Origin of the sequence: Serratia surfactantfaciens (assembly GCF_001642805.2) — a bacterium.
Lineage (GTDB): Bacteria > Pseudomonadota > Gammaproteobacteria > Enterobacterales > Enterobacteriaceae > Serratia > Serratia surfactantfaciens.
The window spans coordinates 4,159,884-4,174,946 of record NZ_CP016948.1 but is presented as its reverse complement, the minus strand read 5'-3'; the positions used below and the strand labels follow the sequence as shown (position 1 = coordinate 4,174,946).

General features: G+C 61.0%; 9 protein-coding genes. 4 read left to right on the top strand and 5 right to left on the bottom strand.

Features of this window, described 5'->3' with window-relative positions:
* The first annotated feature begins 7 nt into the window (after positions 1-7).
* The 3 genes from glgC to glgP all read left to right on the top strand — a co-directional run bounded on the left by glgC (position 8) and on the right by glgP (position 5,440).
* Complete coding sequence (gene glgC / locus ATE40_RS19595) at positions 8-1,285, top strand: glucose-1-phosphate adenylyltransferase (RefSeq protein WP_019455185.1); 1,278 nt, start codon at positions 8-10, stop codon at positions 1,283-1,285.
* A 135-nt stretch (positions 1,286-1,420) separates the two neighbouring features.
* Positions 1,421-2,851, top strand: a complete 1,431-nt coding sequence (glgA, locus tag ATE40_RS19590) for a glycogen synthase GlgA (RefSeq protein WP_063918386.1) — start codon at positions 1,421-1,423, stop codon at positions 2,849-2,851.
* Between the two features lie 141 nt (positions 2,852-2,992).
* Complete coding sequence (glgP, locus tag ATE40_RS19585; protein WP_063918387.1) at positions 2,993-5,440, top strand: glycogen phosphorylase; 2,448 nt, start codon at positions 2,993-2,995, stop codon at positions 5,438-5,440.
* A 57-nt stretch (positions 5,441-5,497) separates the two neighbouring features.
* Here glgP and glpD read toward each other — a convergent pair whose 3' ends face one another.
* From glpD to malT, 5 genes are all read right to left on the bottom strand, one after another.
* Positions 5,498-7,006 (bottom strand): glycerol-3-phosphate dehydrogenase, encoded by a 1,509-nt coding sequence (gene glpD / locus ATE40_RS19580; protein ID WP_019455182.1) that lies wholly within the window; start codon positions 7,004-7,006, stop codon positions 5,498-5,500.
* 247 nt (positions 7,007-7,253) lie between these two features.
* Complete coding sequence (locus ATE40_RS19575) at positions 7,254-8,012, bottom strand: DeoR/GlpR family transcriptional regulator (protein ID WP_004930797.1); 759 nt, start codon at positions 8,010-8,012, stop codon at positions 7,254-7,256.
* Positions 8,013-8,062: 50 nt separating this feature from the next.
* Complete coding sequence (gene glpG / locus ATE40_RS19570; protein WP_019455181.1) at positions 8,063-8,899, bottom strand: rhomboid family intramembrane serine protease GlpG; 837 nt, start codon at positions 8,897-8,899, stop codon at positions 8,063-8,065.
* A gap of 171 nt (positions 8,900-9,070) precedes the next feature.
* The gene (gene glpE, locus ATE40_RS19565) at positions 9,071-9,397 is read right to left on the bottom strand and encodes a thiosulfate sulfurtransferase GlpE (protein WP_063918388.1); all 327 of its coding nucleotides are present in this window, start codon (positions 9,395-9,397) and stop codon (positions 9,071-9,073) included.
* Between the two features lie 82 nt (positions 9,398-9,479).
* Positions 9,480-12,194, bottom strand: coding sequence for an HTH-type transcriptional regulator MalT (malT, locus tag ATE40_RS19560; protein WP_033631899.1), 2,715 nt, complete (start codon positions 12,192-12,194; stop codon positions 9,480-9,482).
* Between the two features lie 460 nt (positions 12,195-12,654).
* On the opposite strand from malT, the gene malP reads away from it, so the two are divergent.
* Positions 12,655-15,060 (top strand): maltodextrin phosphorylase, encoded by a 2,406-nt coding sequence (malP, locus tag ATE40_RS19555; protein WP_019455169.1) that lies wholly within the window; start codon positions 12,655-12,657, stop codon positions 15,058-15,060.
* Positions 15,061-15,063 lie beyond the last annotated feature (3 nt).

Genomic DNA, 15,063 nt, shown 5'->3' with positions numbered 1-15,063 from the left:
GTCCGCTATGGTTAGGTTTGAAAATAAAGACCCTCTGATGTTGGCGCGCCAGCTGCCGATTAAATCCGTAGCGCTGATCCTGGCCGGCGGCCGCGGCTCACGTCTGAAAGATTTGACCTCCACCCGCGCCAAGCCCGCCGTCCACTTTGGCGGCAAGTTCCGCATCATCGATTTCGCCTTGTCGAACTGCCTGAACTCCGGCATTCGCCGCATCGGCGTGATCACGCAATACCAGTCGCACACGCTGGTGCAGCACATTCAGCGCGGCTGGTCGTTCCTTAACGAGGAGATGAATGAGTTCGTCGATCTGCTGCCGGCTCAGCAGCGCCTCAGCACCGAACATTGGTACAAGGGCACCGCCGACGCGGTGTACCAGAACCTGGACATCATTCGCCGTTATGAAGCCGAATACGTGGTGATCCTGGCGGGCGATCACATCTACAAGATGGATTACTCGCGCATGCTGATCGATCACGTCGAGAAGGGCGCTCAGTGCACCGTGGCCTGTCTGCCGGTGCCGCGCAGCGAAGCCAGCGAATTCGGCGTGATGAAGGTGGATGAAAGCGACCGCATCATCGAGTTTCTGGAAAAGCCCGCCGATCCACCGGCGATGCCGGGTAACCCGGATATGTCGCTGGCCAGCATGGGCATCTATATTTTTAATGCCGCCTATCTGTTCCAATTGCTGGAAGAGGATATGTCGACCCCCGGTTCCAGCCACGATTTCGGCAAGGATCTGATCCCGAAAATCACCGCGCAGCAGGCGGCGTGGGCGCATCCGTTTACCTTGTCCTGCGTGACGTCCAACCCCGACCTGCCGCCTTACTGGCGCGACGTGGGTACGCTGGACGCCTACTGGCGCGCTAACCTCGATCTGGCGTCGGTGACGCCGGAGCTGGACATGTATGACCGCGCCTGGCCGATCCGCACCCACATGGAGCCGCTGCCACCGGCCAAGTTCGTGCAGGATCGCTCCGGCAGCCACGGCATGACCATGAACTCGCTGGTGTCCGGCGGCTGCATCGTGTCCGGATCGGTGGTGGTGCATTCGGTGCTGTTCCCGCGTGTGCGAGTGAACTCGTTCTGCACCATCGACTCTACCGTATTGTTGCCGGACGTGAACGTCGGCCGTTCCTGCCGCCTGCGGCGCTGCATCATCGACCGCGCCTGCCATATTCCGGAAGGCATGGTGATCGGGGAAAACGCCGATGAGGACAGCAAGCGTTTTTATCGCTCGGAAGGCGGCATCGTGCTGGTGACGCGCGAAATGTTGTCAAAATTGTGAGTTAACGTGGGTGGCGGAACGATAGCCTGCCACCCGATGAACGGTTCGATGGCTTGCGCAACGCGGCACGCATAACAGCGGCAAGCCTGCTTTATTTCTTATCCAGAGGCCTTCGGCCGACTTTCAGGAGTGATAATGCAGGTCTTACACGTATGTTCTGAAATGTTCCCCCTGCTGAAAACAGGGGGGCTCGCAGACGTGGTTGGCGCACTGCCGGCGGCGCAAATCGCCGAAGGCGCCGATGTTCGGGTGCTATTGCCCGCTTTCCCTGACGTACGCAACGGCATTCCGGACACCGTGCTGGTGGCGGAAATCGACTCGTTCGCCGGCCGCGTTGGCCTGCGCTACGGCACCTACCATGGCGTGGGCATTTATCTGATCGACGCGCCCTGGCTGTATGACCGGCCGGGCAGCCCGTACCACGATCAATCCATGTACGCCTACCCCGACAACCACCGCCGCTTTGCGTTGCTGGGTTGGATGGCCTGCGAGCTGGCCAAGGGGCTGGACCGCTACTGGCGCCCGCAGCTGGTGCATGCCCATGACTGGCACGCCGGCCTGACCTGCGCCTATCTGGCCGCCAACGGCCATCCGGCACGTTCGGTGTTCACGGTGCATAACCTGGCCTATCAGGGCCTGTTCTCCGCCCATCACGTGACCGAACTGTGGCTGCCGGCGTCGTTTTACGACGTCTACGGCCTGGAGTTCTACGGCCAGATGTCGTTCCTCAAGGCCGGGCTGTTTTATGCCGACCACGTGACCGCCGTCAGCCCGACCTATGCGCGCGAAATCACCCGGCCGGAGTTCGGCTACGGCATGGAGGGGCTGCTGCAGGAGCGGCAGCGGCAGGGCAGGTTGAGCGGTATCCTCAATGGCGTCGACGACAAGATTTGGCATCCGGCCCACGATCCGCGGCTGACCGCCCGCTATGACGCCGACGATCTGAAAAGCAAGGTCAAAAACAAGCTGCATCTGCAAAAGACCATGGGGCTGAAGGTGGACGAATCGCTGCCGGTATTCGCGGTGGTGAGCCGTTTGACCAGCCAGAAAGGCCTGGACCTGGTGTTGCAGGCGTTGCCCGAACTGCTGGCGCAGGGCGGGCAGCTGGCGCTGCTGGGCGCCGGCGACGCGGTGCTGCAACAGGCGTTTCTGGCCGCCGCCGCCGACTATCCTGAACAGGTTGGCGTGCAGATTGGTTACCACGAATCCTTCTCCCACCGCATCATCGGCGGCGCCGACGTGATTCTGGTGCCGAGCCGCTTCGAGCCCTGTGGGCTGACGCAGCTCTACGGCCTGAAATACGGCACGCTGCCGCTGGTGCGCCGCACCGGCGGGCTGGCGGACACGGTGGTGGACTGCGCGCTGGAAAACCTGGCCGACGGCACCGCCAGCGGATTCGTGTTCGACGATTGCGACGCCGTCGCGCTCGGCAATGCCATTCGCCGCGCCATGGTGCTGTGGAGCCGGCCGAAACATTGGCGCCACGTTCAGCGTCACGCCATGAGCGTGGACTTCGGCTGGCCGGTGGCGGCGAAAGAGTATCTGTCGCTTTATCAACGCTTGTAGCCCGCGTTTCGCGTCTCGGGTTGACGCGCGGCGGGCAGCCGTTTGGGTTGATTGTCGGGGCGCGGCGTGCCGCGTCCATGTTCAGCGGGGCCAGCTATTCCGCGGCGGATGGCTGGGCTCCCTACAAGGGATTAAAAAGCCATGACTTCACCGTTTAGTTACACCTCACCTACGGTCAGTGTGGAAGCGCTGAAACACTCCATCGCCTATAAGCTGATGTTTATCGTCGGCAAGGATCCGGCCATCGCCAACCGGCACGACTGGCTGAACGCCGTGCTGTTCGCGGTGCGCGATCGCATGGTGGAGCGCTGGCTGCGCTCCAACCGCGCCCAGCTGTCGCAAGACGTGCGGCAGGTGTATTACCTGTCGATGGAGTTCCTGATCGGCCGCACCCTGTCGAACGCGCTGCTGTCGATGGGCATCTATCAGGACATCGACAACGCGCTGAACGAAATGGGCCTGAGTTTGGCGGAACTGCTGGAAGAAGAGAACGACCCCGGCCTCGGCAACGGCGGTCTGGGACGCCTGGCGGCCTGCTTCCTCGATTCGCTGGCGACGCTGGCGCTGCCGGGGCGCGGCTATGGCATTCGCTACGAATACGGCATGTTCAAGCAAAACATCGTCAACGGGCAGCAGATGGAATCGCCCGACTACTGGCTGGAATACGGCAATCCGTGGGAGTTTCCGCGCCACAACACCCGCTACAAGGTGCGCTTCGGCGGCCGCGTGCAGCAGGAGGGCGCCAAGGCGCGCTGGTTGGAGACCGAAGAGATCGTGGCCATCGCCTACGATCAGGTAATCCCCGGTTTCGACACCGACGCCACCAACACCCTGCGGCTGTGGAGCGCGCAGGCCAGTAACGAGATCAACCTCGGCAAATTCAACCAGGGCGACTACTTCGCGGCGGTGGAAGATAAAAACCACTCGGAAAACGTGTCGCGCGTGTTGTATCCGGACGACTCGACCTCTTCCGGGCGAGAGCTGCGGCTGCGGCAGGAGTATTTCCTGGTGTCGGCCACGGTGCAGGATATTCTCAACCGCCATTGGCTGATGCACAAAACCTTCGACAACCTGGCGGACAAGATCGCCATTCACCTCAACGACACCCACCCGGTGCTGTCGATTCCCGAGCTGATGCACCGGCTGATCGACGAACACAAATTCCAGTGGCTCGACGCCTGGGAAGTGGTGGAGCAGGTGTTCTCTTACACCAATCACACGTTGATGAGCGAGGCGCTGGAGACCTGGCCGGTGGATATGCTGGGCCGCATCCTGCCGCGCCATCTGCAGCTGATTTTCGAAATCAACGATCACTTCCTCAAGATGGTGCAGGAAGTGGCGCCGGGCGACAACGATCTGCTGGCGCGCGTCTCGATCATCGACGAAACCAACGGCCGCCGGGTGCGCATGGCGTGGCTGGCGGTAGTGGCCAGCCATAAGGTCAACGGCGTTTCCGCCCTGCATTCCGAACTGATGGTGCAGTCGCTGTTCGCCGACTTCGCCCGGCTGTTCCCCAATCGTTTCTGCAACAAAACCAACGGGGTGACGCCGCGCCGTTGGCTGGCGCTGGCCAACCCGCCGCTGGCGACGGTGCTGGACGACTGCATCGGCCATAATTGGCGCACCGATCTCAGCCAACTGAGCGAGATCAAAGCCAACATCGATTACCCGAGCTTCCTGCAGGCGGTGCAGCGCGCCAAGCGGCAGAACAAGGAGCGGTTGGCGCTGCATATCGCCAAAACGCTCAACGTGGTGGTCAATCCGGATGCGCTGTTCGACGTGCAGATCAAGCGTATCCACGAGTACAAACGCCAGTTGCTCAACGTGCTGCACGTCATCACGCTGTATAACCGTTTGCTGGACGATCCGGAAATCGAGCGCGTGCCGCGGGTGGTGATCTTCGCCGGTAAGGCTGCCTCGGCCTACTATGCCGCCAAACAAATTATCCGCTTGATCAACGACGTGGCCAAAGTGATCAACAACGATCCGCGCGTGCATACCCAGCTGAAGGTGGTGTTCATTCCGAACTACGGCGTCAGCCTGGCGCAGATCATCATTCCGGCGGCGGATCTGTCGGAACAGATCTCGCTGGCGGGCACCGAAGCCTCGGGCACCAGCAACATGAAGTTCGCGCTGAACGGCGCGCTGACCATCGGTACGCTGGACGGCGCCAACGTCGAGATGCGCGAGCATGTGGGGGAGGAGAACATCTTTATCTTCGGCAATACCGCCGAGCAGGTCGAGGAACTGCGCCGCAACGGTTACAACCCGCGCCAGTACTATGAGCAAGACCCTGAGCTGCATCAGGCGCTGACGCAGATCGCCACCGGCGTGTTCAGCCCGGAGGAGCCGAAACGCTATGGCAATTTGTTCGACTCATTGGTGAACCTCGGCGACCACTATCAGCTGTTGGCGGATTACCGCAGCTATGTGGACACGCAGGACAAGGTGGACGAGGTGTATCTCAATCAGGACGAGTGGACGCGGCGTGCGGTGCTGAATATCGCCAATATGGGCTACTTCTCATCCGATCGCACCATTCAGGAGTACGCGGATGAAATCTGGCACATTCAGCCGGTGAAACTGTAAAGCGTGAGAGCAAAAGAAAAGGGCCGGATAACCGGCCCTTTTTTGTGACGCTGCGGCTCAGGAAGCCAGAGACAGCGCTTTCGTTTTCGCGTGTTCCGCCAGCCAGGCTTTCACGCGCGCCTGCTGCGCCTCGTCCAGCCACATGCCCAGCTTGGTGCGGCGCCAGATAGCGTCGTCCAGTTCTACGACCCACTCTTTCTCGGTCAGGTAACGCAGCTCGGCTTCATACAGACCGTGGCCGAAATCTTCGCCCAGATCGGCGAGGCCATTAGCGCCGGCCAGGATCAGCTCGCTCTGGCTGCCGTAGGTGCGGGCATAGCGACGCGCCAGGGCTTCCGGCAGCCAGCCGTGCGCGCGGCGCAGTTTGGCCGCGTAGCTGTCGCGGTCGCCGTCGATGTCACCGCCCGGCAGCGTGGCGTTTTTGGTCCACGCCGGGCCGCAGCCTGGGTAGTAATGCGCCAGTTTTTCCATCGCATGTTCGGCCAGCTTGCGGTAGGTGGTCAGCTTGCCGCCGAAGACCGACAGCAGCGGCGCCTTGCCTTGTTCGTCGTGCACGTCCAGCGTGTAATCGCGGGTGATCGCCTGCGGTGAGTCGGATTCGTCATCGCACAGCGGACGCACGCCGGAATAGGTCCAGACGATGTCGTCGCGGCCCAGCTGCTTCTTGAAGTGGTCGTTGTACACTTTCAGCAGATAAGCGATTTCGTTCTCGTCGATCTTCACGTCTTTCGGATCGCCTTTGTACTCCACGTCAGTGGTGCCGATGATGGAGAACTCGTCATTCCACGGGATCACGAACACGATGCGGTGGTCTTCGTTCTGCAGAATGTAAGACTGCGGCTGATCGTGCACGCGCGGTACCACGATGTGGCTGCCTTTGATCAGGCGGATGCCGTAAGGCGATTTCAGCTTCAGGCCGTCGTCGAAGAAGTTTTTCACCCACGGGCCGGTGGCGTTCACCAGGCCTTTGGCGCGCCAGGTGAAGGTTTTGCCGCTGTCGATATCGACCGCTTCCACCATCCACAGGCCGTTTTCACGCCATGCGCGGGTCACTTTGGTGCGGGTGCGCACTTCGCCGCCGCGTTTTTCCACTTCCTGCGCGTTCAGCACCACCAGGCGAGCATCGTCAACCCAGCAGTCGGAATATTCGAAACCGCGCTTCAGTTCAGGCTTCAGCACCGACTCTGGTCCAAAGCGCAAGCCCTTGCTGCCCGGCAGGCTGGTGCGTTTGCCCAGGTGATCGTACAGGAACAGGCCGATGCGGATCATCCAGGCCGGACGCAGGTGCGGCTGGTGCGGCAGGCGGAAACGCATCGGGAACGCGATGTGCGGCGCCAGCTTCAGCAGCACTTCACGCTCGGCCAGCGCTTCGCTTACCAGACGGAATTCGTAGTGTTCCAGGTAGCGCAGGCCACCGTGGATCAGTTTGGAACTGGCGGAAGACGTAGCACAGGCCAAGTCTTGCGCTTCCAGTAGCAGTACCGACAGCCCGCGCCCGGCAGCATCCGCCGCGATGCCGGCACCGTTGATGCCGCCACCGATAACGATCAAGTCTTTGGTTTCCACGTCATCTTCCTCCAGATGTTCGAAATAGCTCTTTCATGTTCGTTTTCGCTCATGATTGTAATCAAAAACCAACAAGCAAGCCAAGAGTTAACCAAACAAAAACATTTAGGCGTGATAGAGGTAACAGTTTGGTGATGATAGTCACATAATTGATGTGGATATGGCACGGGCGCGCGGGCGGCGCTGGGCAAGGCGAGTAGAGGGGCGTGAAACGGGGCGGCGGTGCGCCCCGCAGGTTAAGACCGGATCAGCACAGCTCCAGCTGCACGTCGTACTGCTCGATGATTTTCATCACGCTCGGCGGCGGTAACTGATCGGTAAACAGGTAGTCGATCAGGTTCATGTTGCCCAGGTTGACCATGGCGTTGCGGCCGAATTTGGAGTGGTCGGTCACCAGCATCACACAGCGGGAATTTTCGATAATCGCGCGTTTGGTGCGCACTTCGTGATAGTCGAATTCGAGCAGCGAGCCGTCCATATCGATACCGCTGATGCCGAGAATGCCGTAATCGAGGCGGAATTGGGAGATGAAGTCCAGGGTGGCTTCGCCCATGATGCCGCCGTCGCGGGTGCGCACTTCACCGCCGGCCAGGATCAGGCGGAAATCTTCCTTGGCGGTCAGCAGGGTGGCGACGTTGAGGTTGTTGGTGACCACGCGCAGGTTCTTGTGGTTCATCAGCGCATGGGCCACCGCCTCCGGCGTGGTGCCGATATCGATGAACAGCGTGGCGCCATCCGGGATTTGGCTGGCGACGCGCTGCGCGATGCGGGCTTTCTCTTCCGACCACATCACCTTGCGATCGTTATAGGCAGCGTTGACCGAGCTGGAAGGCAGCGCCGCGCCGCCGTGGTGACGCTGGATCTTGTTCTGGTCGGCCAGGTCATTCAAATCGCGGCGAATCGTTTGCGGGCTGACGTCAAAATGTTCGACCAGCTCTTCCGTGCTGACGTAACCCTGCAGGCGCACCAGCTCGATAATTGCGTCATGACGCTGTGTTTGCTTCACGATAATCCCCTAAAACGCCCGCTATGCCGCTGGGGCATAGCTCCCGGCTGTTATTGTTCGTTGTGTGCGCGATGACGCGTATCCCAAAATGCCATCAATAACCCTAACACTAAACCGGCTACGTGTGCCGCGTTGGCGATCGACATTCCTAACATATCGAAATATCCGGCCACCAGCCACAGCACCGAGAACGCCATCAGGCCGCGCGGCAGCATCAGGCCGCGCTCCGGCGCCCGTTCGCCCGAGAGCCAGACATAGCCCATCAGCGCATAGACCACGCCCGACAGCCCGCCGAACAGCGCGCCGCTGAACAGCGATTGCGCCCAGCCGCTGAAGAAGGCCGACACCACCGCCAGCACGAACAGCTTGCCGGCGCCGAGGCGTTTTTCCATCTGGCCGCCGAGATACCACCACCACATCAGGTTAAACAGAATATGCAGCAGGGAGAAATGCAGGAATGCATGGCTGATCCAGCGCCACAGCTGTAAATACTGGCTGCTGTCTTGCGGCCAGGAAAGCCAGTACATCACGGTGTCGTCGCCCAGCACCTGCATCAGGATATAGACCGCGATGCACAGCACCATCACGCCGAGCGTCAGCGGCCCGGCCTTGCTGCGCAGGGTGTGCAGGTAGGATTCGCTCTGATAATGCAGGCCGGCGTCGGTATGGCCGGTCTGCCAGCTGGCTGCCTGATAACGGCGGTTGAGCGGATCGGCCAGAAACTGCTGCAGCTCGTGTTGCACCTGCTCGAGGTGGCCGTCGTCGGCCAACCAGATTTCCGCCGCTTCGCCGCTGTTGCGCAGCTCAAGCCGGATGCCCTGGGTCGCCATATAGTCGACAAAGGCCAGCGCCAGGCGCGGGTTGGATATGGCGATTACTCTAACCATTGCTCTTCCGTCGTAAGTGAATGATTTTGGCCGCGGCTTGCGCGCCGGCGACCCTGACGGCCGATTATAACGTCGAAATCCTGAGCGCTGGCAAACGGATCTGCGAAAAACCCGCGAAAACGCTCACAAAAACGCAGGGGAAGCCCGCCGATGCACGGCGGGCGGAGGGAATCAGGCGGAGGTTTCCACGTCTTGCGGATACTGACGGACCCAGGCCTCGAAGCCGCCATCGATGCTGTAGACCGCGTCGAACCCCTGGTGCAGCAGGTATTGCGCCGCGCTGCGGCTGCTGTTGCCGTGGTAGCACATCACCATCACCGGCCGCTCGAAGTCGTTTTGCTGCATGAAAGCCGACAGGGTGGCGTTGGTGAGGTGAAAGGCGCCCGGCGTATGCCCGGCTTCAAAACTTTGCGGATCGCGGATGTCGACCAGGGCGGCGCTGCCTTCTTTCCAGCGGGCGTAGGCCTGCTCAACGTTGATCGCTTCGAACTGTTCCATACTGCTGACTGCCTCGTTATTGGGGGACGCCGCTATTGTAACCAACTCTGCGGCGTTTAAGACCAGAGGGATATCAGGGTTTTTAAGCACCGTACCCCATCATCTTCAACAGCTGCTGCGCCTGCTGCACCGCTTCCTGGCGATGGGCCACGCCCAGTTTCTGGTACAGATTGCGGATATGCGTCTTGATGGTGGTGGCCGCCACGTCCAACTCGCCGGCGATCTGGTCGTTGCTGTAACCGGAATAGATCAGCCCCAGCACCTGCCATTCGCGTTGGGTCAGCGGGCTGGTGCGGATAAGTTCCGGCACCTGCGGATGGGTCAGCAGTTTATCGACGAAGTTCTCGTCAAAATGCGCGAACTTGTGCCGATGATGCTGGTTGATGTCGCGCAGGATGCGCTGGGCGCGATGCTGCTCCAGCTCCGGCAGCGTGTTGAGCTGGATCAGCTGACGCAGTTGCTGCGCCATCGCTTCGCCCTCGATGACGAAGTGGCTGATAAAGCCGGTGCGGTTGGCCAGCGACAGCGCTTCGATCAACGCCTGCTGCGCTTCGCCTTTGCGCTCTTGCAGCCAGTAAAGCTGGTTGCTGAGCAGCAGGTTGCGGTTGAGATCGCTCACCAGTCGCAAGCGGCGAGCGTTTTCGTTCAGTTCATCCAGCACCACCCCTGCCTCTTCATACTGGCCGAGCAGGATCTGCACCCGCGCGATGTTGCGCCATTGGCCCTGCGTGAAGTGGTTGTCCGCCATGCCGGGTTTTTCGGTGTGGCGCAGCCACTGGGCGGCGGCGGCGGTGTCGCCGGTCATCTGCCAGTGGATCACCCGCGATTTGTCGGTATTGGTCAGCCAGTCGCGATGGTAGTGGGCGCCGTGCAGCAAGGTTTCGCAGCGCTGCAGGTGGGTGTTGGCGTTGTCCAGATCGCCGCGCGCCAGCGAGCATTTGGCTAACATGGCAATGCACTGCAGCTGCTGTTGCGGCTGGTAGTTCGCCAGGATTTTCAACCCGCTGCGCGCCGCGTCTTCAGCCTCGTCCAGCCGCGACCACGACCACAGGATCTGCGCGCGGATGCGCAGCAGGAACTCGTGCATCGGCAGCTGTTCCAGGTGCTGCTCGCGGATCAGTTCGAACGCCTTGTCCTGGGTTTCGTAAGCGGCCTGCAGAAAGCCTTGGGCGATAAGAATTTCGCTCTGCTGCAGCAGCGCCCAGAGCGCGTAATGGTTCGCCTGATGGCGTCGCGCCATCTGCTCGGTCTGCTGCATCATCGGCAGCGCGCGCGCCAGTTCGCCCTTGCAGTGGTGTACTTCGCCGGTCACCGAGGTGGCGACGATGCGGCTGTAATAGCTCGACAGCGGCAGGAATTTCAACGCTTCGGTCGCCAGCCGTTCGGCTTCTTCCGGTTTGCCGGCGTTGATCGCCACCTGGGCGCGCAAGGCGTCGAACTCGGCGTGCAGCGTTTGGTCTATCTCGATTTTCTGTTCGCGCATGGTGCGCTCGGCGCGCTCCAGCAGGGTGTTGACCTCACTGTAGCGGTGCTGGCTCTGCGCCAGCCAGGCCTGCAGCAGCGCCAGCTTGGGGTTTTGAATCAGGCGCTCATAAGGCAGCGCGTTGAGGCACTCCTCCAGCAAGGCCAGTTCGCTGTGGTGGAACAGCGACCAGGCGTGTTGCAGCAGGATATCGCGCAGCATGCTGACGTCGCTGGCCGCCAGCGCGTGGTGAATGGCCTCCGCCGGATACCCCAGCGCCAGCCAGCCTTCGGCGGCGGCGCGGTGCAAGCCCGGCAGCTCCAGCGCCAGTTCCCACTGGCAGCGCTGGCGCAGGAAAGAGGCGAACAGCGGGTGGAAGTTGAACCACTCGCCGGTGTCGTCCATGCGGTGGATAAACAGCCCCTGGCGCTCCAGCTCCTCCAACCGTTGCTGGCCGTTGTCTTCGCCGGTCAGCCGCACGATCAGCGCATCGTTCATCGAGCGCAGCACCGAACAGCGCAGCAGGAAGGCGCGCGCATCGGCATCGACGTGGTCCAGCACTTCATCCACCAGGTAGTCGGACAGATGGCTGGCGTTCAGCCCCGCCAGCCGCTTGGCCGACAGTTGGGCCGACGAGGCGGATTGGCGGGCCGACAGCGCGATCAGCTGCAGCGCGGTGGCCCAGCCTTCGACTTCATCGCACAGACGGCTGCTGTCCTGCTGTTCCATCGGCGCCGCCAGGCGGCAATCGAAGAACTGTTTGGCTTCCTGGTGGGTGAACGCCAACTGTTGCGTCCCCATTTCCAGCAGTTGATCGCGCACCCGCAGATTGGCGATACCGAGCGGCGGCAGGGTGCGCGAGAGCAGGATCAGCGTCAGGTTCTCCGGCTGATGGCGCAGGAAAAAGCGCATGGCTTCGTGGATGGCGTCGTTGGTGATCAGGTGGTAGTCGTCAATGACCAGATACAGCGGCTGGTGCCAGTCGGCCAGTTCGATAAACAGCTGGGCGAACAGCGCCGACAGGCTGGCGTACTGGTGTTTCTGGCTCAGCGCCTCGCTCTTGACGCAGCGGCCGCCGCTGGCCTGCTGCAGCGCGGCGATCAGGTAGCTGGCGAAGCGCTCCGGCTGGTTGTCGCTCTCATCCAGGGAATACCAGCCCAGATCGGCTTTGCCGGCCGCCCATTGGGCGATCAGCGTGGTTTTCCCGTATCCCGCCGGGCAATTGACCAGTGTCAGGCGATAGTTGCCCGCGCTGGCCAGTTTGGCCAGCAGGCGATCGCGGATCACGGTATTTTGCAGCCGTACCGGGCGGCTCAGTTTTGATGGGATCAGCATAGTATTCCAGGGTATAAATCGCGGTTCCCGCCGGGATTGGAGTGGCGCTAATTATTTTATGGTTCGTAATTAATAGCTCCCCCTAACTTCTGCCAACCCTAAACGTATTGCAACAAGCTTCCGCATCGGCTTGGAGTTAAGTTGCTGCCGATCACACTTTTTTACGTTTGGCGCCGGCGCGCGGCGATGCGATGGCGGATCGCATTTCCGGCCATGGACAAAACTTCAGCAGCGCGAATACTTGTGCTAACGTCATGGTTAACGTTCTCAGTGCTCGCCGCACGCGTTGGCGGGCTTTTTTGCATCGTTGCAAGGGAGTCAAAAAGTGCCTGAGATCACAATTCCAGCTACGCCCCAATCCTCCTCCCCAGCTAATCCCCAGGCGGGATGATGCCGTCAGGCTTTCTCACCGGCACGATAGCGGCAATTTGACCCACTTACTGGATAGAGAGTTTTCCTTATGTCACAGCCTACGCTCAAGAAGGATGCTTTTCTGGCGGCGCTTGCCCGCCAGTGGCAACGGTTCGGCCTCAGTTCCGCACAACAGATGACGCAACATCAATGGTGGGAAGCCGTCAGCGCGGCACTGGCCGAGCAGTTGGCCGCACAGCCGGCGCCGCGTAAAAGCGCCAAGCCGCTGCGCCACGTGAACTACATCTCGATGGAGTTTCTGATCGGCCGATTGACGGCGAACAACCTGATCAACCTGGGTTGGTACGACACCGTCGAGCAGGCGCTGGCGGAGCAGAACATCAAGCTGGCGGACCTGCTGGAACAGGAAACCGATCCGGCGCTGGGCAACGGCGGGCTGGGGCGCTTGGCGGCCTGTTTCCTCGATTCGATGGCGACGGTGGAACAACCGGCCACCGGCTATGGGCTGAATTATCAGTATGGGCTGTTCCGCCAGTCGTTCCGCGATGGGCAGCAGCAAGAGGCGCCGGATAACTGGCAGCGCGAGAGCTACCCGTGGTTCCGCCACAACGCCGCGCTGGCGGTGGACGTGGGCATCGGCGGCAAGCTGGAAAAGCAGGCCGACGGCCGCGAACTGTGGCGTCCGGCCTTCACCCTGCGCGGCGAAGCCTGGGATTTGCCGGTTCTGGGGTATCGCAACGGCGTGGCGCAGCCGCTGCGCCTGTGGCAGGCGACTCATCAGCATCCGTTCAACCTGAGCGATTTCAACGACGGCAAGTTCCTGCAGGCTGAGAAGCAGGGCGTAGAAGCCGACAAGCTGACCAAGGTGCTCTACCCGAACGACAACCATCAGGCCGGCAAACGCCTGCGCCTGATGCAGCAGTATTTCCAGTGTGCCTGCTCGGTGGCGGATATTTTACGCAAGCACCATCAGGCCGGCCGCAAGATTGAAGAACTGCCGAAGTATGAAGTGATCCAGCTGAACGACACCCACCCGACCATCGCCATTCCGGAAATGCTGCGCATTCTGCTGGACGAGCACCAGCTGGAGTGGGAGGCGGCCTGGGCAATCACCAGCAACACCTTTGCCTATACCAACCACACCCTGATGCCGGAAGCGTTGGAGTGCTGGGATGAGAAATTGGTGCGCAGCCTGCTGCCGCGCCATTTCTCCATCATCAAACAGATCAACGTCAGGTTCAAAAAGCTGGTGGATAAGCACTGGCCGGGCGACGAGGCGGTGTGGGCCAAGCTGGCGGTGCACCATAACAAGCAGGTGCGCATGGCCAACCTGTGCGTGGTCAGCGGCTTTGCGGTCAACGGCGTGGCGCAGCTGCATTCGGATCTGGTGGTGAAAGATCTGTTCCCGGAATACCACCAGCTGTGGCCGAATAAATTCCATAACGTCACCAACGGCATCACGCCGCGCCGCTGGCTGAAACAGTGCAACCCGGCGCTGTCGGGCTTGATCGACGAGACGTTGAAGGTGGAGTGGGCGAACGATCTTGACGCGCTGCGCGGGCTGGAGAAATTCGCCGACGACGCGGCGTTCCGCCAGCGTTATCAGCAGATCAAACGCGACAACAAGGTGGCGCTGGCCCATTACGTGCACGACGTGATGGGGCTGACGCTCGACCCGGATGCGATCTTCGATGTGCAGATTAAGCGTTTGCACGAGTACAAACGCCAGCACCTGAACCTGCTGCACATCCTGTCGCTGTATCGCCAGCTGCGCGACAACCCGAATCTGGACATCGTGCCGCGCGTCTTCCTGTTCGGCGCCAAGGCGGCGCCGGGCTACTACCTGGCGAAGAACATTATCTACGCCATTAACCAGGCGGCCGAGAAGATCAATCACGATCCGCTGGTGAAAGATCGCCTGAAAGTGGCGTTTATTCCCGACTACCGCGTGTCGGTAGCCGAACTGATGATCCCGGCGGCGGATATCTCCGAGCAGATCTCCACCGCCGGTAAAGAGGCCTCCGGCACCGGCAACATGAAGCTGGCGCTGAACGGCGCGCTGACGGTGGGGACACTGGACGGCGCCAACGTCGAAATCGCCGAGCAGGTGGGCGAAGACAATATCTTCATATTCGGCAATACCGTGGAGCAGGTGAAGGCGATATTGGCGAAGGGCTACGATCCGCTCAGCTACCGCAAGAAAGACAAACACCTGAAGGCGATTCTGGACGAACTGGCGAGCGGCGCGTTCAGCCACGGCGACAAGCACGCGTTCGACATGATGCTGCACAGTCTGCTGGAAGGCGGCGATCCCTATCTGGTGCTGGCGGATTTCGCCTCGTACTGCCAGGCGCAGAGCCGGGTCGATGAACTGTACCGCGATCGGGATGAATGGACGCGGCGGACTATCCTTAACACCGCGCGCGTCGGCATGTTCAGTTCGGATCGCTCGATTCGCGATTACCAGCAGCGCATCTGGCAAGCCAAACGTTAAGGA